A 19,749-nucleotide genomic window follows, 5' to 3' on the forward strand; every position below is an offset into this window, starting at 1 on the left:
TTATGAAATTCAAACATTACTCTTATTTAGAATAATTACAATTTCGTTTATTTTTTAACCGCAAAGGCGCAATGGTTTCGCAAAACTCGCAAAGTTTTTTATTTCATATTAATGTCTATAATTTATTTCTCTCGCAGATTTAGCAGATAATGCAGATTTTGAATATGATGAAATCATTTGCGCAGATTCTTTATTACAGAAATAAATAAAAAATCTGTTTAGATCTGCAAAATCTGCGAGAGAAATAAATTATGCGCACTAAAACTTTGCGCTCTTTGCAAAACCATTGCGCCTGCGGTTAATTTTTTCACAGAGATTAATTCTGAAATTGTATTTTTACTAAAATAAGCCCAGATTATGCCACAGCAAGAAATCATATATCTTGATAATAATGCCACAACCCGTGTTGATGAGCGTGTTTTGAACGCCATGCTTCCGTATTTTACTGATTTGTACGCCAATTCAACAGGAACACATTTGGCTGGTTTAACGGTAAAAGAAGCTGTTGAAAATGCGGCTTGGCAAACGGCTGATTTGATCAACGCTGATGCTGATGAAATCATCTTCACTTCAGGTGCTACAGAAGCGATCAATTTGGCTATAAAAGGTCTTGGTGATCAGGAAAAAAAACATATTGTAACGATTCAAACCGAACATAAGGCTGTTTTGGAAACCTGCCGTTTTATGGAAAGTATTGGTTTTGATGTCACTTATCTTCCAACTGATTCTGACGGAATTTTAAACATTCAACTTTTAGAAGAAATAATAACAGATAAAACACTGGTTTTCATCGGAATGTATTCTAATAATGAAACGGGTGTCATACAAAATAGCAGCACCATTTCTAACATTCTGAAAGCAAAAAATGTCCTTTTTATGTGTGATGCAACTCAGGCTGTTGGAAAAATTCCTTTTGATGTAAAAAAAATCGGAATTGATCTTTTGACGTTATCTGCGCATAAATTTTATGGGCCAAAAGGAGTTGGTGCGTTGTATGTTTCGGCGAAAGCCAAAGTAAAATTATCTCCTCAAATTCTTGGTGGCGGACAACAGCGAAAATTACGAAGCGGAACATTAAATGTTCCCGGAATTATCGGTTTAGGAAAAGCATCGGAAATTGCTGTAAATGAATTAGAAAAAGATCAAAATAGAATTTCTCTATTACGAAACAAACTCGAAAAAGGTTTATTGCAATTTGAAGGTTCTTTCGTTAACGGAAATAGGGAAAACCGAATTTATAACACTTCAAATATTTGTTTTCCTGGTGTAAATTCAGAACAGCTGATTTTGGCTTTGGGAAATATTTCGGTTTCAAATGGCGCTTCTTGCTCGGCGGTAACTACTGAACCTTCGCATGTTTTAAAAGCAATGGGATTGTCTGATGAAGAGGCTTTGAGTTCGATTCGTTTTAGTTTGGGAAGATTTACTACTTCTGAGGAAATTGATATTGCTATTGAGCGTGTTTTGGAAGTGGCTGGACGATTGCGGGTTTGAGTTTTTTTTTCACCGCAAAGGCGCAAGGTTCGCAAAGTTTTTATATCCTCTATCCTCATAGTTTTGTCATTTCGACGAAGGAGAAATCTCCGCGAGAAACTCCGCAAAGATTGGCGATATGCTGTATGGAGCTACTTGCGGAGATTTCTCCTTCGTCGAAATGACAAACTGTATCTGAAAATCTTCATTAAACGAAACCTTTGTGTCTCTGTCACTTTGAATCTTTGTCCCTTAGATCGATCAACTTAGAATAATCTTCCTCTGTATCAATATCAATATTTCCTTTTTCAAAGGAAACCGAAACTGTATCTTGAATATATTTTTTAATGATTTTTTTGGCTCCCTCCTGCCCTTTTAATTCTAGCAATTCTTGAAAGTATTTTTTCTGAAATAAAACTGGCGTTCCTAAAGTTTCGGAATAAGTCGAAGCTGCAATTCCTTTTTTGTTTTTATGGGATTCCAAAATTAAATTTTCAAAAACAGAACTCGTCACAAAAGGCTGATCACAAACTGCCAAAATGCATTGTTCGCAATCTGGATTTAGAAGCAACAATTCAAGGATACCTTTTACTATTGACGAAGACATTCCGTTTTCCCATTCGGAATTAAAAGTAAATGTTATTTCAGGTAAATTAAGCTCTTTTTCGATTATATTGTGATTAGAGCCTGTTACAACTATTACAAATGAGTTTTCAACCTTTAAAGCTTCTAAAATAGTGTTTTTTAACAGTGTGGATTCTTTATACTTCAATAACTGTTTAGGCCTTCCCAATCTAGAAGAATTTCCCGCGGCCAGAACAACAATAGCGGTTTTATGCTGCGCGTTATTCTTCATAATGTACTTCATTGTGTATTTTGCCCGCTTTATATTTTAAAGATGTTCCTGTCCTTCTCGATGCTGTCGCTTTTATTTCCGAAATGATTGACAAAGCAATTTCTTCTGAAGTTTCAGCGCCAATATCCAAACCAATGGGACTATGAATTCGGCTTAATTGTTCGTTGCTTATTACAATTCCTTCCGCCATAAAATCATCCTGCATTCGGTTAAATTTTGATTTCGGACCGAGAATTCCGATATAATGAAAATCGGTTCTTAATAGTGCTTTTAAAACTGCTAAATCATATTTGTAATTGTGCGTCATCAAAACAAAATACGTTTGATCATCAATAACAATATTCTCAAGAAAGTCTTCTGATTTTACAACCGAAACCTGATTTGCTTTTGGAAATCGTTTTACTGTTGCATGCGTTGCACGACCTTCTCCAATTGTAATTTTCCATCCTAAAACAGACGCCATTTTTACTAGTGGCTGAATATCATTTCCTGCACCAGCAATTACTAACGAAATATAGGGTTTTATATATTCAATTAAAGCTTCATTATCATTTTCTTCCTGAAGTTTTTTAACTACTGACTTTTTGCTTTTCAACACTTCTTTTACATCGGAAATTAAATGTAAAACTTCATTATTATGGTTTAAAATTGGACTGTCACTTCTAAAAAACAAAGTTGTTCCAATTTGAAATGCATTTCTTTTTAAAGAAAAAACCGTTACAATTACCGCCTCTTTTCTTTCTAATTCCAATTGCTGTAAAAGCTGAATTGGATTATTTTCTACCTCATCATTTATATACTCAAAAAGAATGTGCACAATTCCGTTGCAACCAAGCTGCAAGCCTACCTCGGCATCGTCTTCGTTGCTGGTGTTGTACGTAACAATTTTATTTTGCTTTTGATGAATTGAAAGAAGCGCTTTTCGCAAAGCATCGCCTTCAAGACAACCGCCACTTATTGCGCCGGTCAGCACACCATCTTCTGTAACTAGCATTCTCGCGCCGGGCTGTCTGTATGACGAACCTTCAACTTTGACAACAGTAGCCAAAGCCGTTTTTTTTCCTTCTATTTGTGCTACGGAATACGCTTTAAGAATTTCGCTGATTTCCTTCATATTAATTATCTTCCAAACAAAAATAAGTAAATCTTTTAAAGAGAAATAATTCCCATGACAAAAGCCGTTTGGATAGCTTCAGCCGTATTGGTCACTTTTAATTTTTCAATGATATTTTGTCTGTGACGTCTTACTGTGTAAACTGAAATATGCATTTCTGATGCAATTTGCTCACTTTTATACCCTTTTGCAACATTCGTCAACACTTCAACTTCCCTTTTAGAAAGAATAGCTTCTGCTTTGTTTTTATATTTTTCAATCGCAACGACTTCGCCTGTCTGAATATTAAAAATCTTTCCATCAATTCCTGTTCGAGGCTGTAAATCAGTTGAAGGCAAATACAAACACAATGCAAGTGAAATACTGCCATTATTGAAGGTGTTTAAATAGATCGTTCGGTGATTTATATAAGTAATTTTATCATTAGAATCTTTCATTCTAAGACGGCTCAAAGTACTATAATTGCTGTATTCTTCTTTTGAAACTCCTTTTAAAAACTCATAAAAATTAAGTTCTAAAACATGTCTTTCAACTATATCTTCTGAATTTATCTTGCTAAAAATACATTCTTCAAAGGCAGAATCAATTACAGCATTTTCATCTGGCAGTCCGAAAATAGAACCAAAACTTCCTGCATAAATATAACTTTTGTCGGATTGGTAATCGGATAAAACGGCTACACATTGCTCTATTTTGACATAATTGATAACAAATTGCTTGTACATTTCGATATCATTTGATTCTCCAATCTCAAATTTTTGTTCTAAAAACGTGGTCATTAATTGGTTTTCAATTGAAGAATTTTGCGGCATTAGAAAGTGTAATTGGTTAATTTTACGTATTGCTCCTTTTTTAAAGCAAGTCTATTTTTGGAAAATTAAAAATATTACTTTCTATCCCAAAAAAATAATCTATGAAAACATTTTTTTACAACGCCATTATTATCCTGAGCCTTTCTGCCTTATCGAGCTGTAACAATAAAAACGAAACTGCAAAAAACACCATGAAAGAAGAAACAAAGATCGATTCTGCAATTGTAAACGGTTCGCCTTGCGACATTAAATTATCTTCAATTCATTTTACAAAAGCCGTTAACGGCGCTGATACGCTCATAAAAACGGAAGCTAACGAAAAAGTCATTTTTAAAGCGGGCGAAAAATCAGATTACTTTTCTGATCCGGACGGAAAATTGTCTAATACTACCGCGCCAATGCTTTTGTCTAAAGTAGACAATACAAAGCCTTTTACGCTTACCGCGAAAGTTACGCCTGAGTTTACCGAAAAAGGCTTATACAATGCTGGTGTTTTATACATTTATGTGAATGATAGTTTCTACCAAAAATTCTGTTTTGAGCAAGACGAAAGAGGCAATCACAGAATTGTAACGGTTCGTACCATGGGAACTTCTGACGATAATAACCATGATGTTGTGAAAGAACCTTCTGTTTACATGAAAATCACTTCTGACACTAAAACAGTGGCTAGTTATTATTCCCTAGATAAAAAGAATTGGCAAATGGTTCGTTTGTATAAAAACAATTATCCAAAAGAAATCTGGATGGGAATTAGTACACAATGCCCAATTGAAAAAGGCACTCAAAGTATTTTTGAAGAAATCAACTTGGAAGAAAAAAGCGTTTCTGATTTTCGTTTAGGAATCTAATTTTACTCTTTTAAATACTTGAGCAAAAACAAATTATTAGTATTAAGATAATCATTTTTTCAAATTGACGTATGATTTATATTACTAAGTTTTGTATTTTTATCTATAGCAAAATATATATTACCTAACTTAAAATAATAAACTACATGGGAAAATTTGTAATCACTACTAGAGCCAACGGAGAGTTTCAATTCAATTTAAAAGCTGGAAATGGCCAGACTATTTTAACAAGTGAAGGTTATACAACAAAAGCAGCTTGCAACAATGGAATTGACTCTGTTAAAAAAAATGCGCCAGATGATGATCGTTATGATAGATTAGAGTCAAAAAGTGGAAAACCATACTTCAATTTAAAAGCTGGAAATGGTCAGATTATTGGTTCAAGCGAAATGTACGAAAGTGTAGCAGCTAGAGAAAATGGAATTGAATCTGTAAAGAAAAATGCTCCTGATGCAACTATAGATGATCAAACTGCATAATTTGATTATATCAAGAAAAATCAAAAACGAGGCCTTGTAAAGCCTCGTTTTTTTTTTATAACTCTTTTCTTTTATCAAATTCATTTAAGATTTTCTCTAGATTTTTTTTATCTGTCAAATAAAGTTCGTCATATTTATTAATCGCTCTCATTTCACTTTGCGGTCTTAATTTACTTAATATTTCAGGTTTGCCCTCTGGAAAGCCTATCAGTGCAACTACTGACGTAATTTTCTTCGGCACCATTCCAACTTCAAAACTTCTATCGAAAGCTGCATATTCTAAAATTGCAGAAACATTCATAAAATTCTCAACATCTCTGTCTGCAAAAATTACATCGAATTTACTACCTGTTGGAATATCTGTGTAATCAGAGCAACATTCTACTAAGATTTGATTTTCGGTTAATTCTAAATTATTAAATCGGTGTTCTGGATTTCTACTAAAAAAATCTTTTACCGATTCTTGATCTGCAATTGACATCAATATCAAAACAGGAAATATTCCTTTTGAAATTGCCTCTGAAGTTACTAACTCAAGATCTGAAAATACTGCCATAATTTTATTCTGACCAATTTACAAAATGTAGTTTTCTATTTGCTTTCTCCTCTATTGAAGAAATATAATACAACTCATTTCCATACTCGTCATATTTCTCATAAGGCGTTAACTTACCTTCATTTTCTTTAAGATAAAAATCTATCAATCCTAAAATTTTTATTCTATCAAATTTTTCTTCCTTGTAATTCTCGATTCTGTCAAATTCTTCATAATTGATTAATACATTATGCAAAGACAGCAATTGTTTTTTCAAATTATTCTCAACAATTATGGTTATAGAATCTTCTAATTTGAATATAGAATTTGTTGGCGATATTTTAAAAATAGGATGATAAACTGTGTAAGGTTCTCCCCATTCAAACTTTTTATCTTCCGCCCAACAAAATGGAACAGTACTTTCATCTATATCTTGCATAATTCGATCTGATTTCGAAACAAATATTCTCAGCTAATATCTAAAAAATTGTAGAATGCTAAACTCATTTTCTTTATTTTTTCGTTTTTAATTGATATAAAATTGAACTGTGAAGTTTTAATTCTGCTTCAATTTCTTTTGAAGTTATTTTTGATTTTTCGCCTGTCCACATATTCAAAACTTCGGCTGAACCTGAAATTCCTAAATCGGAAAGATTTACAGAAACTTTTTGCGAAGCGTTATCTGAAATATTGAACAAAGCCAGATAAACACTGCCATCTTTTGCGTTTTTTGATGTCACGGCAATTTTTCCGTCTTTCTGAAAAAGCTGTTTTACTTCACTGCTTTCGTTATGCATTTTTACGACATCTTTATTCGTTAATAATGATAAAGTAAAAGCATCGTTGCTTGGCAAATCTCCTCCAAAAAACAATGGTGATTTGAAGATATTGAAAAATGTAATTAAAGTATATTGTTCGTCTTTGGTTAAACGTGTCATTCGGTCCTCGCCTCTTTCTCCCCTTACCGAAATACGTCCTAACGGAATCATATCGCAATCTGGCCATGTTCCTGGCGCGATGTATGGATACCATTTTTGCGCTACATCCATCAAATGTGTAATATGAGGCCACGTATCCCAAACATCATCGACCATACGCCACATATTGGCATGAGTTGTAACGTGTGCAGCAGCCGAAATTGGTGTTTCTCCTGGCGAAGTGCTCAATACAATTTTACGTCCGCATTTATCAATTGCATTTCGAATTAAATTGATTTCACCTTCGTGATAAGGTCTTGACAAATCATCTATTTTAATAAAATCCACTCCCCATTGCGCGTACAATTCGAAAATAGAATTATAATATTCCTGTGCACCTGGCTTATCTGCAAGAACTGTGTAATTATCCCTGAGCCATTCGCATTGCATTGCAGTAGAATATACCTGATCTGCTGTAATTCCGTTTGCTCCTTTTATTGGCAGTTTATCTTCGACTGCTTTTTTCGGAATTCCGCGCATAATATGGATTCCGAACTTTAATCCTTTTTTGTGAATGTAATCGGCTAAAGGTTTGAAACCTTGACCGTCTTTTGCTGAAGGAAATCGGTTTACGGCTGGCAAATATCTTCCGTACTGATCGATTACGTAACGCGGATCGGTTTGGTTGTATCCTCCAGCTTTGTCGTTTTCAACAAACCATCGAATGTCGACTACTATATATTCCCAGCCAAATTTCTTTAGCTCTTTTGCCATATAATCGGCATTGGCTTTTACCTCGTGTTCTTCAACTGTTGGTCCGTAACAGTCCCAACTGTTCCAGCCCATTGGCGGAGTTTGAGCCCATTGTTTGAATTCTTCTTTCTGAAATGCTTTGGTTTGAGCATTTCCTAATGTCGACAGAAAGAATACTCCTATCGCCATTGTAAATAAGTTTGTGATTTTCATTGCAAGCGTGGTTTTAAGTGTAAGTTATACACTTTAAAAGTAATAAAAAAATTGTACCATGATCACTTTTTTTATTTTTTCACATAATCAACCACTTGTAAATGAAAACAAAAAATGCAGAAAAGTCGCCCTTTCTGCATTTTATTACTATATATTTCTCTTCGCTTTTAATCCAATAAAAATACAATCAATCCTCTTGCTCCATGAGCTCCAAGAACTAAAGACTGTTCAATATCTGCCGTTTTTGATGGACCGGCGATAAAAGTTCCGAAACCATATTCCATGTTTCCGATTCTTTGATATGCTTGTTGCATTGTACGAACAAGATCTTTTTTATGAACGATAATTGCCAAATATTGTGCAATAAAAGGCGCAACACGCTGTCCTAAAACATCATCGGTTACCCAAAGTCCGCTGTTTTCTGCCACTCCAAAATGTGCTTTTACAACCGTTAATTCAACATCTTGAAGTGAATGCGGATCAACCGTTTTCCAGTCCAAAGAAGCAATTTCAGAAAGTTCTGGAAGCGTTGTGATTAATCTCTTTTCTAAGTTATAATTAGCTTTAATGTAATTGATGATTTCGTTATAATCGGCAACTTCTACAGGATCGCCTCCAATACCTTTTAAAACGGTTTTGTACGTTTCTAATACATCAAATTGTTCTGAACCTAAAAGATTTAGATCTGGCAATTCTGCGACCTCATTAGGCTGATTCAGTTTTATTCTTTTTAAAATTTCGCCTTTACTACTCATTCTTTTTATCTTTAGATTCTCTCGAATTTTTCTTGTACCATTCTCTAAAAGATTCTTCTGGAACATCTGGCATTTCGCGCTGATCGTACCATTTGTTCATCTTATTGTTAACCATTCCTGGAATGTTCTTCATTACAAATCGTCCTGATTTTCCAGCAATATTAAACACTGTCGGATTCGCTAGCACAGTTGCCATTGTTTTCATTGCTACTGTTTTGGCTGTTGGCGTGTGACCTTCCTTAACCAAAACCTGACGCCATTTGTACAATTGATCGTGAATATCAATTTTTACTGGGCAAACGTTGGTACACGAACCGCAAAGCGTACTCGCAAAAGGCAAATCGGCATTTTTGATCATATCTAAATTGGGAGCCAGAATAGAACCAATTGGTCCCGCAACCGCATTGTGATAACTATGTCCACCGCTTCGTCTGTAAACGGGACAAGTATTCATACAAGCACCGCAACGAATACATTTCAAAGAATTTCTAAAATCTTCCCTTCCTAATTGCGTGCTTCTTCCGTTGTCTACAATTACAAGATGCATTTCTTGGCCGTCTCTTGGCTTCTTGAAGTGGCTAGAAAAAGTAGTAATTGGCTGTCCTGTTGCACTTCTTGCTAATAATCGCAAGAACACGCCTAAATGTTCTCTTTTTGGAATTAATTTCTCAAATCCCATACAAGCAATATGAACGTCTGCTAAATGCGCACCCATATCGGCATTTCCTTCATTGGTACAAACCACAAATTCCCCAGTTTCTGCAACAGCAAAATTGACTCCTGTTAAAGCTACTTTTCTAGTCAAAAAAGTATTTCTTAAACTTTGGCGAGCCGATTCTGTTAAATACTGCGGATTGAAGTTTCCTTTTTCTGTACCTAAATGTTCGTGGAAAGTTTCACTTACATCTTCTTTCTTTAAATGAATCGCTGGAAGTACAATATGGCTTGGCGGTTCTTTTCGAAGCTGAACGATATATTCTCCTAAATCAGAATCGATTACTTCTATTCCTTTTTCCGCTAAATAATCATTTAAATGGCATTCTTCTGTAAGCATCGATTTGGATTTCACCATTTGCTTAACCTCATGTTTAGCCATGATAGAATGCACAATTTCGTTGTGTTCTTTGGCATCGGCTGCCCAATGCACGATTATTCCGTTTCGTTGCGCATTCGCTTCAAATTCCACTAAATAATCGTGAATATTAGAAAGCACATTAAATTTAATTTGAGAAGCTGTTTCTCGAAGCAGTTCCCAATCTTCAATTTGATGCGCTGATTTATCTCTTTTGGCACGCACAAACCAAAGCGTTTCGTCATGCCAATTGACACGCTCTGCGTCTTTATTAAACTTTCTGGCGGCTTCGCTGTGCGGTATTACTTTTTCTGATGACATCTGTAAAAATTGTTTTTACCATTAAGGCATTAAGTAAATTAAGCTAAACTTTATAACCTTAATTTCTAAATGATTAAAAGAAAATTAAGCTTGCTTTAAAATCACTTAAATCTCTTATCTATTAACCATTAAATATTTCAAGCTAAACTTAATTCACTTAATATCTTAATGGTAGAAAAAAAATTAATTTTCGAGTGAATTTAATATTTCAGCAATGTGAATGGTTTTGATCTTGCTTTTTTGTCTTTTTAGAATTCCATCCAAATGCATTAAACAAGACATATCTCCACCTGTAATATAATCCACATTATGGCTTTCGTGATCTTTGATACGATCTTGACCCATTTTTACAGAAATAGCTTCTTCGGTAACGCAAAACGTTCCTCCAAAACCACAACATTCGTCTTTTCTAGTCAATTCAACTAAATCAAGATCTTTTATACTATTCAATAATTGTCCTGGTTTTGAGAAAAATGGTGCGTTTAATTCTGTCATTTGCGAAAGCTTTAATCCACGCTGACCGTGACAGCTGACGTGCATTCCGACTTTAAACGGAAATCTTCCGTCGATATGATCGATTTTTAAAACGTCGGTTATAAACTCTGTCAGTTCGTAAACTGTATTTCGAATGGCTGTTGCCTTCTCTTCTTGTTTTTCGTCATGCAAATGGTCTTTCACATGCAAAACACAACTTCCGGAAGGACAGACGATATAATCAAATCCAGAAAAATTGGCAATAAAATTGGCATCGCATCCTTTTGTTAAATGTGCGTAACCGCTATTTGCCATTGGTTGTCCGCAGCAGGTTTGTCCCATCGGAAACTCGACTTCACAACCTAATTTTTGTAGTAATTCGTAGGTTGCGATTCCTACTTTTGGATAAAATTGGTCGACATAACAAGGTATAAAAAGTCCAATTTTCATATTGTAGTATTTAGTGTGTTGTTCATTTAGGCGTGTACTGTAAAAAATGTAAAAAATACGTTTCTCAGCAAATTTACAACATACAGACCGTTTTTACCTAATGTTTATAGAATTTCAAGTCAATTAAATCATTCTGAATTGGCTTTGGATTCCAATTATCGTGAATTGCCAGCGCTGCCCCCAAAGCACTTGCTTGCGCCATCGAAGCGGCATACACTTCTACGTCTGGAAAAGCTTCTGCCAATAAATTCATGTAAATCGAATTTTTGCTGAAACCTCCATCCACAAAAATCTTTTTTACGGGACTGTTATGAATGACCAAATTGGTAGAAAAAACCTGCTGTTCTACCAAATCCAGCATTAATTGATGATAAGCGGTTTCGTAATCTTTATAATGCGAAAGATCTCTTTTTTGAAAAGGACATTCTTTCAGAATATCAAAATTGTATTTTTTCGGATAGATTATTTGATAATTAAGCGCTCGTAAATTGGCTACTATTTTTTTATCAAAATATACTTCTTTGTACGTATCAATAGGAACATTAAAATGCTCAGCCAAACGTTTGGTTTGCACTTCGTGTTCGTTTCCTGCAAATAAACGCGCTGCTTTTACAGGCTTTTCTGTATACTGCAAATAGCAAAGGCAATCGTTTTGTGACTCATCAAAAGTTAGCGGTTTGTTGTTGAACGGATTTAGAGAAATACTCCACGTTCCTGTAGACAACAACACAAAAGGCTCAGTAAAGTTAATCGTATACGGAATAATCGCCGATGAACTATCATGAAGACCAACTCCGACAGCAAGGTTTTCACGGGTCATAATGACATCTTTACCAAAATGTATTGGCGGTATTTTTTCTGAAATCCCTTCCTCTTTCAGCCATTTATGGTATTTCATTTTTTTGAAATTCCACATATTCGTATGACAGCCTATGCTTGTTATATCCGCATAAGCTTCATTCGTTAAAAGAAAACTTAAAAACTGCGGCAAATGCAGACAGTGTTTTACTTTTTCGAAGATTTCAGGTTTTTCTTCTTTTAGGCGATAAATCTGCATTCCCGAATTTAAACTGCCCAAAACTGGAGAAGCTGTTTTTACAGCAAACTTCTTTTCTCCTTTATATTTTTCATAGAAAGCAGATTTTAAATCCTCTGGATAATCTTTCAGATAATTATACAGCGGAGTTAAAATTTTTCCGTTTTCGTCAATATAAACAAAACTGGCTCCGTAAGTGCTGAAATTGATGGCTTTTAAAACATAATCTTTCAGTTCTTTTATTTCAGATAACCGATCTAAAACCCAGTTTTTCAGTACTTCGATATCTTCGCACGGAAATCCGTCTTCGTCTGTGGTTTCTTCCAGATTTACTGATTTCTCCCAGACAATTTTATAATTTTCGTTAAATAAAAAAACCTTTTTGTTTGTTTTACCAATATCAAAAATCGCAACTACATTCATTTTTATTAATTATGAGTTATGAATTATAAGTTATAAGTTGTGAACTACTTAACTCATAATTCATAACTTATAACTCATAATTATTACAATCCAGTGGCCATTGTTTTTAAACCTCTCTCGCCAACTAGGTTTTCTCTAACCTGAAGTGAACGATATAATGCAACCGGATTTAATGCTGCTCCAGAACGAAGACGAGCTTCTGCAACTAATGCGCGAACATCTGTACGGAAAGCATTTTGAAGAATTTCTTGTGCTCTTACTACATCATTTTCTTCTTGCGCTTGCTCTAATGCTTTTCTGTCAACAGAAAGTGCTTGAGCGTAAGCAATCATAATCGCTTCAACAGATTGCAATAAATCTTCTAATGGATCTTTAATATTGTGAGAAGCATCGATCATCCAACCCAAATCTTTAGCGTGGTTCATTCCTCTTGCATCCATTCCTTCAACCAATTCATTGAAAATCAAGAATAATTGATATGGTTTTAATGCTCCAGCTGTTAAATCGTCATCACCATATTTTGAATCGTTAAAGTGGAAACCTCCTAATTTGTTTTCCATCAATAATAAAGAAACGATTTGCTCAATGTTAGCATTTGGAAGGTGGTGACCTAAATCTACTAATGTCTGCGCTTTGTCGCCTAACTTTTTAACATACGAATAAGACTGCCCCCAATCTGCTACAGTCGTAGAATAAAAGTTAGGCTCAGCACATTTGTATTCTAAAAATAATTTCCAGTTTGAAGGTAATGCATCGTAGATTTCCTCTAAACTTTCTAATGTATTTTGATACGCCTTTCTAAAGTTTAACTGCCCAGGGAAGTTAGAACCGTCAGCAAGCCATACTGTTAAAGACTCAGAACCTAATTCGATTCCGTGTTTAATAACTTCAATATTGTGAGCAATTGCTTGTTTGCGAACTGCTTTATTTACATTTTGTAAAGAACCGTATTTATAAGTGTGCTCAGCGCTTGCTTGATCTTGAAATGTATTCGAGTTCATAGCGTCAAATTTTAATCCGTGCTGAGTTGCTAATGTTTTAATTTCGTTATAATTTGTTGGAATGTCCCACGGAATATGAAGTGAAATCGCTCCTGAAGCATTGTTTAATTTGTGTAGCAAACCAACATCTTCGATTTTTTCTTCTAAAGAACGAGGTTCTCCTCCTCCAGCGAAACGTCCAAATCTTGTTCCTCCTGTTCCTAAAGCCCAAGATGGAATGGCAATTTGAAAGTCGATTAATTTTTGAATAATCGCCTCTGTATCATTTATTTCAGATGCTGTAAAAACTAATTTGTTCTGGTGTTTTTTTAATAAATCTTCGTTATGAGATTCAATGTGGTTTGATGAGATTAACATAGTTATTTATTCTTTTAATAGAGTTTACAATATATAAATTTTATATTTCTAGTATATTTTTTTAACATGCCTTTGCGAAATTTTGCACGCGGATTTTACGGGTTCGCTTATCGCGAAGACGCGGATTGACGCGGATTTTATTTTCTGGTTTCACGCTCCCGATAGCTATCGGGATAAAAAGGATTTGAGCAGATAATGCAGATCTTTTTTAAATTATTCTAGATTATAAATACATTTAAAAATCTGTTAGATCAGCTTAAATCTGTCTAAATCTGCGTAAAACAAAAAAATCCTTTTTTTTCTGCGTTTTCGCGATAGCGAATCTGCGCCATCTGCGTTCTATTCTTTACACATCAAAATATATTTTCAACTTATAAAACCTACATTAACTGTACTCTGGTTTTACTTCACTTTTTTGTTAAGTTTTCTTTGTTTAAAACGAATGCTATATGCTAAAAAAATCTAACGTTCGAAAGAATTCGAACGCTAGACCACAAAAAACCACTTTTGCTTAAACAAACTTATATAAAAAACCTAAACAATCTTTATCTATAAAAGCCCATAGCTACGCCTCCGTCTACGTTTAATGCGTTCCCTGTAGATTTACCTAGTAAACCTCCAACAAAAGCATAACAAGCGTTGGCAATATCATCTGGCAATATGATTTCATTTAATAACGTACGTTTTGCATAGTAAGCCGGAAGTTCTTCAACTGTAACTCCGTATGCTTTTGCACGACCTTCTGCCCAACCTCCAGACCAAATATTTGAGTCTGAAATTACAGCGTCAGGATTTACTGTATTTACACGAATTTTGTCTGCTCCAAGTTCAGCAGCCATTAAACGCGTTAAGTGTGCTTGAGCCGCTTTAGCCGATCCATAACCAGGATTGTTCGGACCTGCAACAACTGCATTTTTAGAAACGATATTTACGATATCTCCTCCAAAACCTTGTTTGCGCATTACTTCGATTCCCGCTTTAGAAACAATAAATTGCCCTTTCACCAAGATATCGTATAATCTATCCCACTCTTCTAAAGTGTGTTCTGCAATAGATTTAGAAATACTGATTCCAGCATTATTCACAATAATATCTACACCTCCAAAAGCTAAAGAAGCTTCGTCTAATGCTTTTTCTGTACTTACTTCGTCCGTAACATTTAATAAAGTGCTCGAAACCGCATCTTTACCAAATGCTTTTACAAATTCTGCTGCAGCACCTTCTAAACGCTCTTCGTTAATATCATTCAAAACAACACAAGCACCTTCTTGAGCGAATTTTTTAGCAATAGCTTTTCCAATTCCACCTCCTGAACCAGTGATTAATGCCACTCTTCCAGATAATGCTTTTGGTTTTGGCATACGCTGTAATTTAGCTTCTTCCAACAACCAGTATTCAATATCAAAAGCTTCTTGATGCGGTAAAGAAGTATATTCTGAAACTGCTTCTGCACCTTTCATTACGTTTACAGCATTGATATAATATTCAGATGCTAAACGCGCCATTGTTTTATCTTTAGCAAAGGTGAACATACCAACTCCAGGATATAAAATCACAACTGGATTCGGATCACGCATTGCTGGTGAATTTGATTTTTTACATGCATAGTAATAGTCTTTGTACATTGCACGGTACGCTTCAAATGCAGGCGTTAATTTTGCTTTGATAGCCTCAACATCAGATAAATCTTCGTTTGGCTCTAATTCTAAAACCAATGGGCTGATTTTAGTTCTTAGAAAGTGATCTGGGCAAGAAGTTCCTAATGGAGCTAATTTTGAAAGATCATTAGAATTGATGAATTCTAAAACTCTTGCATCGTCTGTATAATGACCAATCATTTGACGCTCTGACGAACAGAAACCTCTTAAAATCGGAGCAACTTTAGCCGCTTTTAATTTACGGTCTGATTCTGGAAGACTGTCAATTTTCTTTCCTCCAAAAACTGGACGTGTTTTTCCGTAATTGTCTTCCAAATAAGAAGCACATTTCTCGATTACTTCCAGCGTATTAATATAACTATCAAACGCAGTATCTCCCCAAGTAAATAAACCGTGAGAACCCAACATGATTCCGCGTAGTTTTTTACCGTTTTTTGCTGCTTCTTCTAAACAGGCTCTCAACTGAAGACCAAGATCAAATCCTGGACGCTGCCATCCTACCCAACCGATTTCTCCGTTGAATAATTCTTCTGTGATTTTTTTTCCATCTTTCGCTGCAGCGATAGCAATTGCTGCATCTGGATGTAAGTGATCAATATGTTTGAATGGAAGAAAACCATGTAAAGGCGTATCGATAGAAGGCGCTTTTGACGCTAAATCGAAAATACAGTGGTTGAATAATTCTACCATTTCGTCTTCAAATTCAATACCTCTGTAAACATTTTCAAGATTACGAAGTCTGTCCAAATACAAAGCAGCACAACCTGATTTTGTCAACGTTCCGATATCACCACCAGAACCTTTAATCCACATTACTTCAGAAGATTCTCCAGTAAGAGGATCTTTGTCTGTAATTTTCACAGAAGTATTTCCACCTCCATAGTTGGTCAATCTTAAATCAGCCCCTAACAAGTTAGAACGATAAATAAAAAGCGCTACTTCATCACCTGCTAATGCTGCTGCCTTAGCTTCATCCCAAAGGTAGCTTACATGCTTAAAATTCATATTATTAATTGTGTTTGTATTCGACATATAGTATTTTAAATTATTTCTTGAATTATTTATAATGAGTTACCAATTCCTACCAAAACAATCGAAAGCATAATAAGCCCGATTCCCCAGATGAAAGTTCTAAATGTTTTCTTAGAAACTCCCGTCCATTCTTTCAAATAAAATCCCCAGAAATTTGCCGTCAGGATAATCGTTGCCATGTGCAGAATCCACGAACTAGCACCATTTCCTAATTTGCTCTCTCCCATTCCGTAAAAGAAAAATTGTAAAAACCACATTGTTCCAGCCAGTGCGGAAAACAAGATATTTTTAGTTATTGGAGTAGCTTTATTAGTATAATCGCCAATAGTTTTATTTTTAAAATTCAAATAAAGACACCAGATAAAGTTGGTAGTAAGACCTCCCCAGAGCAATACGATATAAGTTACATTATTCTGAAAAAGAGGGTTACATCCGTTAATTACGGCCTGCTCAGCCATTGGTTTTCCAGCTTCAATTCCATAATTGAAGAATGAACTTAAAATACCAGAAATAACAGCAACCGTTAAACCTTTTACCAAACTGAAATCTTTGTCTTTATCTTCGTGACCTGTAGCAAAATCTTTTTCTTTCAGCATTCCAGCTTTCCCAGAAATCGCAATTCCTAAAAGACACACTGCTGTTCCCAACAACACCAGCTGTCCGCCACTACTCGCAAGCATATCAGTAAAAGAAATCTTTCCATCCGTTGGATATAAATCGTAATAAATTGACGGAACTAAAGCTCCAAATGCAGAACAGAATCCAAGCGTGATCGAATTTCCCAAAGACATTCCAAGATAACGAACCCCAAGACCATAAGTAAGTCCACCTATACCCCAGATTAATCCCATCGTAAATGTAAATGCTTTTATTGATGGAGAAGCTGCTGCAATAATTTCACCAAAATTCGGAATCGTTAAGTAAGCTGCGATTGGCGGAACAATCAGCCAAGAGAAAAATCCTCCCACTAGCCAATAGCTTTCCCAAGCCCAGTCCTTCACTTTTTTAAAAGGCATATAAAAACTACCTGAAGAAAATCCCCCGATAGAATGAAAAATGATTCCTAATAATGATTCCATTTAATAAATTTTAGTTTTTGGTTTGTTAGATAGTAATTTGGTTTTGTAAAATAAGAGAATGTCAAAAACAAAACTGTCCTGTACTATCCTTTACGTATTTCATATTTTTTGTTAAAACTAAAGATTATTAGAAATAACGACCTGCAATTATTGGGTAAATAAATTTAAAATGGCTATTTTAGCAATCGATTTCGTAATTATTGATTCTGCATTGGGGTTAAAATTTAGAAATTATAAAAAAAAGATTACAAGCCTTGACAAATTCTCTTTTTCCTGACAAAAAAGATTCCGCACCGCTGATTTTTTTTTAAAAAAGAGATTTTTTGAAAATTATTTAGAATTAAAAAGAGTTTCGCTGCAATACGAAACAAATTTCCTCACAATGAACATGATTAAGCTTATTAAAATAGACGAAGATTCTCGAGTTCCTAAGTACAAACAAATTGTGGACTCCATTCTTCAAAATATCGCCAACGGAAATTTAAAAATCAATCAAAAAATTCCATCTATCAATAGTTTCAGCGAAGAATTTTATATGTCTCGGGATACTGTTGAGAAAGCCTATAACATTTTAAAAGAGCGAAAAATCATTTCTTCTATTAGGGGAAAGGGCTATTACATTACGAGAACAAAGCTCGAATCTAAAGTTAATATTTTGTTTCTAACCAATAAATTGAGTTCGTACAAAATGAAAACATATAGTTCCTTTATTAATACTCTAGGTGCAAATGCTCACGTTGATCTTCAGATTTACCACTGCGACGAAACTCTGTTTCTAAATATCTTAGATAAATTTGAAGGCGCTTACGACTACTATGTAATTACAACTCATTTTAAAACAGATGAATTAAAACATTTAAGCTTTACTGATGAAGTTGTTAATGCTATAAAAAACATTCCGCAAGACAAGTTGGTTGTATTAGATAATATCAAACTAGGAACTGGCGATGATGTTATTAAAATTTACCAAGATTTTGAAAATGACATTTATAATGCGCTAAAAGAAGGACTTTCTAAAATAGCCAAATACAAACGTTTAATTCTGGTTTATCCAGATAAAGCCGTTTATCCTTATCCGAGACGAATTTTGCATGGATTTAGAAAATTTTGTGTCGAACACGAAATCAATTTTGAAATTCTAAGTGAAGTTTACGACGATATAATTCTTAAAAAAGGAGATTTATTTATTACAATCGAAGAATCTGATCTGGTGAATTTAGTAAAACAGATTCGTGACGAAGAGTTTGTTTTGGGAAAAGATATTGGCGTCATTTCTTATAACGACACCCCTTTAAAAGATTTACTTGGAATTACCGTGATGTCTACCGATTTTAATGTAATGGGAGAAACTGCCGCGAGAATGATTTTGAACAAAGAAAAAGGACAAGTAAAAGTTCCTTTTAATTTTATTGATCGAAATTCTATTTGAGGGACTAAGATTAGGAGATGCTAAGGTTCTAAGTTTTTTCTTCCTGTCTTAAAATTAATACTTCTACTTTAAACCTAAAAAAAACCTCGCTTTATAGGCGAGGTTTTTAGTTGTATTATTTTTTTGATTCTTCGATAGAAACTTTTCTGAACTCTTTTAAAAGTTTTTCAATTTCTAAAGTTGATTTACGTGCTCTTGGTCCAGCAGCTTTAATTCCTTTTTCAGTCAAAGATTCAGCTTCAGCTTTGAATGTTTCAATTTCGGCGTTGATTTTTACTAATAAATCTTTCATGCTTATATATTGTTAAATTAAGCCACAAAAATAAAAGTTTGTGTGATAGTTACAACAATTTTGCTGTTAAATTTAATGCAGTTTTTCATTCATTTTCTTTACAATAAATTGACTCGCCTATTCTTTAAAAGCCCAGAAAACACAACAACTTAACAATCAAACACTTATTTTAAATTTATTCTATCCTCACCCTTTTTAATCCGTTACAGAAAGCATCCTTGGCCAAGCTTTTCAATTTAAAATAATCGTTTTAAACGCTTCCTTTTGTTAATTTTTAAATGAAAGAACTCCACAATCAAAGAAAAAATTACGCAATAGATAGATCTTTACGAGCAATTTTCATCAAAAAAGAGAAATCTAAAAATAT

General features: G+C 34.4%; 18 protein-coding genes. 4 read left to right on the forward strand and 14 right to left on the reverse strand.

The window, feature by feature from the left end:
• Nucleotides 1-357: 357 nt before the first annotated feature.
• Nucleotides 358-1,494: a cysteine desulfurase family protein gene (locus tag ABTV69_RS19415; protein ID WP_433831738.1), complete on the forward strand. Its 1,137-nt coding sequence runs from the start codon at nucleotides 358-360 to the stop codon at nucleotides 1,492-1,494.
• Between the two features lie 211 nt (nucleotides 1,495-1,705).
• On the opposite strand, the gene ABTV69_RS19420 is transcribed toward ABTV69_RS19415, so the two are convergent.
• Genes ABTV69_RS19420 through ABTV69_RS19430 form a run of 3 tightly spaced genes read right to left on the reverse strand, consistent with a single transcriptional unit; the run spans nucleotide 1,706 to nucleotide 4,222 of the window.
• Nucleotides 1,706-2,329, reverse strand: a complete 624-nt coding sequence (locus ABTV69_RS19420) for a nucleotidyltransferase family protein (protein ID WP_433831740.1) — start codon at nucleotides 2,327-2,329, stop codon at nucleotides 1,706-1,708.
• Nucleotides 2,319-3,443, reverse strand: coding sequence for an XdhC family protein (locus ABTV69_RS19425; protein ID WP_433831742.1), 1,125 nt, complete (start codon nucleotides 3,441-3,443; stop codon nucleotides 2,319-2,321). Before ABTV69_RS19425 ends, ABTV69_RS19420 begins: the two co-directional genes overlap by 11 nt.
• A 35-nt stretch (nucleotides 3,444-3,478) precedes the next feature.
• Nucleotides 3,479-4,222 (reverse strand): response regulator transcription factor, encoded by a 744-nt coding sequence (locus ABTV69_RS19430; protein WP_433831744.1) that lies wholly within the window; start codon nucleotides 4,220-4,222, stop codon nucleotides 3,479-3,481.
• Nucleotides 4,223-4,356: 134 nt separating this feature from the next.
• Here ABTV69_RS19430 and ABTV69_RS19435 point away from each other — a divergent pair, with 134 nt between their 5' ends.
• Nucleotides 4,357-5,106 (forward strand): DUF1349 domain-containing protein, encoded by a 750-nt coding sequence (locus ABTV69_RS19435; protein ID WP_433831746.1) that lies wholly within the window; start codon nucleotides 4,357-4,359, stop codon nucleotides 5,104-5,106.
• Nucleotides 5,107-5,252: 146 nt separating this feature from the next.
• On the forward strand, nucleotides 5,253-5,585 hold the full coding sequence (locus tag ABTV69_RS19440; RefSeq protein WP_433831748.1) for a YegP family protein: 333 nt from the start codon (nucleotides 5,253-5,255) through the stop codon (nucleotides 5,583-5,585).
• 55 nt (nucleotides 5,586-5,640) lie between these two features.
• Here the strand turns inward: ABTV69_RS19440 and ABTV69_RS19445 are convergent, their stop codons facing one another.
• From ABTV69_RS19445 to rhaT, 10 genes are all read right to left on the reverse strand, one after another.
• Nucleotides 5,641-6,141 (reverse strand): hypothetical protein, encoded by a 501-nt coding sequence (locus tag ABTV69_RS19445; protein ID WP_433831750.1) that lies wholly within the window; start codon nucleotides 6,139-6,141, stop codon nucleotides 5,641-5,643.
• Between the two features lie 4 nt (nucleotides 6,142-6,145).
• Complete coding sequence (locus ABTV69_RS19450; protein ID WP_433831752.1) at nucleotides 6,146-6,559, reverse strand: hypothetical protein; 414 nt, start codon at nucleotides 6,557-6,559, stop codon at nucleotides 6,146-6,148.
• A 73-nt stretch (nucleotides 6,560-6,632) separates the two neighbouring features.
• Nucleotides 6,633-8,003 carry a glycoside hydrolase family 27 protein gene (locus ABTV69_RS19455; RefSeq protein WP_433831754.1) on the reverse strand — a complete coding sequence of 457 codons (1,371 nt, stop codon included), beginning with the start codon at nucleotides 8,001-8,003 and terminating at the stop codon, nucleotides 6,633-6,635.
• Between the two features lie 167 nt (nucleotides 8,004-8,170).
• A complete protein-coding gene (locus tag ABTV69_RS19460; RefSeq protein WP_433831756.1) occupies nucleotides 8,171-8,758 on the reverse strand; it encodes a LutC/YkgG family protein in 588 nt (195 codons plus the stop codon).
• Entirely contained in the window at nucleotides 8,751-10,151 is a 1,401-nt protein-coding gene (locus ABTV69_RS19465) for a lactate utilization protein B (protein WP_433831758.1), read from the reverse strand. Before ABTV69_RS19465 ends, ABTV69_RS19460 begins: the two co-directional genes overlap by 8 nt.
• A gap of 183 nt (nucleotides 10,152-10,334) precedes the next feature.
• Nucleotides 10,335-11,075: a (Fe-S)-binding protein gene (locus tag ABTV69_RS19470; protein ID WP_433831760.1), complete on the reverse strand. Its 741-nt coding sequence runs from the start codon at nucleotides 11,073-11,075 to the stop codon at nucleotides 10,335-10,337.
• Nucleotides 11,076-11,172: 97 nt separating this feature from the next.
• The gene (locus ABTV69_RS19475) at nucleotides 11,173-12,534 is read right to left on the reverse strand and encodes an FGGY-family carbohydrate kinase (RefSeq protein ID WP_433831762.1); all 1,362 of its coding nucleotides are present in this window, start codon (nucleotides 12,532-12,534) and stop codon (nucleotides 11,173-11,175) included.
• Between the two features lie 83 nt (nucleotides 12,535-12,617).
• On the reverse strand, nucleotides 12,618-13,892 hold the full coding sequence (locus ABTV69_RS19480; protein WP_433831764.1) for a TIM barrel protein: 1,275 nt from the start codon (nucleotides 13,890-13,892) through the stop codon (nucleotides 12,618-12,620).
• A 545-nt stretch (nucleotides 13,893-14,437) separates the two neighbouring features.
• On the reverse strand, nucleotides 14,438-16,582 hold the full coding sequence (locus tag ABTV69_RS19485; RefSeq protein WP_433831766.1) for a bifunctional aldolase/short-chain dehydrogenase: 2,145 nt from the start codon (nucleotides 16,580-16,582) through the stop codon (nucleotides 14,438-14,440).
• A gap of 29 nt (nucleotides 16,583-16,611) precedes the next feature.
• Entirely contained in the window at nucleotides 16,612-17,661 is a 1,050-nt protein-coding gene (gene rhaT / locus ABTV69_RS19490; protein WP_433831768.1) for an L-rhamnose/proton symporter RhaT, read from the reverse strand.
• 388 nt (nucleotides 17,662-18,049) lie between these two features.
• Here rhaT and ABTV69_RS19495 point away from each other — a divergent pair, with 388 nt between their 5' ends.
• Nucleotides 18,050-19,090, forward strand: coding sequence for a GntR family transcriptional regulator (locus tag ABTV69_RS19495; protein WP_433836732.1), 1,041 nt, complete (start codon nucleotides 18,050-18,052; stop codon nucleotides 19,088-19,090).
• Between the two features lie 115 nt (nucleotides 19,091-19,205).
• Here the strand turns inward: ABTV69_RS19495 and ABTV69_RS19500 are convergent, their stop codons facing one another.
• The gene (locus tag ABTV69_RS19500) at nucleotides 19,206-19,382 is read right to left on the reverse strand and encodes a histone H1 (protein ID WP_008467640.1); all 177 of its coding nucleotides are present in this window, start codon (nucleotides 19,380-19,382) and stop codon (nucleotides 19,206-19,208) included.
• Nucleotides 19,383-19,749: the final 367 nt, after the last annotated feature.

This window comes from Flavobacterium anhuiense, assembly GCF_050990855.1.
Taxonomy (GTDB): domain Bacteria; phylum Bacteroidota; class Bacteroidia; order Flavobacteriales; family Flavobacteriaceae; genus Flavobacterium; species Flavobacterium anhuiense_C.

What these genes read in the sequence shown, in the direction of transcription:
- ABTV69_RS19415 (WP_433831738.1), top strand. Translation starts at nt 358, where the DNA reads ATGCCACAGCAAGAAATCATATATCTTGATAATAATGCCACAACCCGT.
- ABTV69_RS19420 (WP_433831740.1), bottom strand. Translation starts at nt 2,329, where the DNA reads ATGAAGAATAACGCGCAGCATAAAACCGCTATTGTTGTTCTGGCCGCG.
- ABTV69_RS19425 (WP_433831742.1), bottom strand. Translation starts at nt 3,443, where the DNA reads ATGAAGGAAATCAGCGAAATTCTTAAAGCGTATTCCGTAGCACAAATA.
- ABTV69_RS19430 (WP_433831744.1), bottom strand. Translation starts at nt 4,222, where the DNA reads ATGACCACGTTTTTAGAACAAAAATTTGAGATTGGAGAATCAAATGAT.
- ABTV69_RS19435 (WP_433831746.1), top strand. Translation starts at nt 4,357, where the DNA reads ATGAAAACATTTTTTTACAACGCCATTATTATCCTGAGCCTTTCTGCC.
- ABTV69_RS19440 (WP_433831748.1), top strand. Translation starts at nt 5,253, where the DNA reads ATGGGAAAATTTGTAATCACTACTAGAGCCAACGGAGAGTTTCAATTC.
- ABTV69_RS19445 (WP_433831750.1), bottom strand. Translation starts at nt 6,141, where the DNA reads ATGGCAGTATTTTCAGATCTTGAGTTAGTAACTTCAGAGGCAATTTCA.
- ABTV69_RS19450 (WP_433831752.1), bottom strand. Translation starts at nt 6,559, where the DNA reads ATGCAAGATATAGATGAAAGTACTGTTCCATTTTGTTGGGCGGAAGAT.
- ABTV69_RS19455 (WP_433831754.1), bottom strand. Translation starts at nt 8,003, where the DNA reads ATGAAAATCACAAACTTATTTACAATGGCGATAGGAGTATTCTTTCTG.
- ABTV69_RS19460 (WP_433831756.1), bottom strand. Translation starts at nt 8,758, where the DNA reads ATGAGTAGTAAAGGCGAAATTTTAAAAAGAATAAAACTGAATCAGCCT.
- ABTV69_RS19465 (WP_433831758.1), bottom strand. Translation starts at nt 10,151, where the DNA reads ATGTCATCAGAAAAAGTAATACCGCACAGCGAAGCCGCCAGAAAGTTT.
- ABTV69_RS19470 (WP_433831760.1), bottom strand. Translation starts at nt 11,075, where the DNA reads ATGAAAATTGGACTTTTTATACCTTGTTATGTCGACCAATTTTATCCA.
- ABTV69_RS19475 (WP_433831762.1), bottom strand. Translation starts at nt 12,534, where the DNA reads ATGAATGTAGTTGCGATTTTTGATATTGGTAAAACAAACAAAAAGGTT.
- ABTV69_RS19480 (WP_433831764.1), bottom strand. Translation starts at nt 13,892, where the DNA reads ATGTTAATCTCATCAAACCACATTGAATCTCATAACGAAGATTTATTA.
- ABTV69_RS19485 (WP_433831766.1), bottom strand. Translation starts at nt 16,582, where the DNA reads ATGTCGAATACAAACACAATTAATAATATGAATTTTAAGCATGTAAGC.
- rhaT (WP_433831768.1), bottom strand. Translation starts at nt 17,661, where the DNA reads ATGGAATCATTATTAGGAATCATTTTTCATTCTATCGGGGGATTTTCT.
- ABTV69_RS19495 (WP_433836732.1), top strand. Translation starts at nt 18,050, where the DNA reads ATGATTAAGCTTATTAAAATAGACGAAGATTCTCGAGTTCCTAAGTAC.
- ABTV69_RS19500 (WP_008467640.1), bottom strand. Translation starts at nt 19,382, where the DNA reads ATGAAAGATTTATTAGTAAAAATCAACGCCGAAATTGAAACATTCAAA.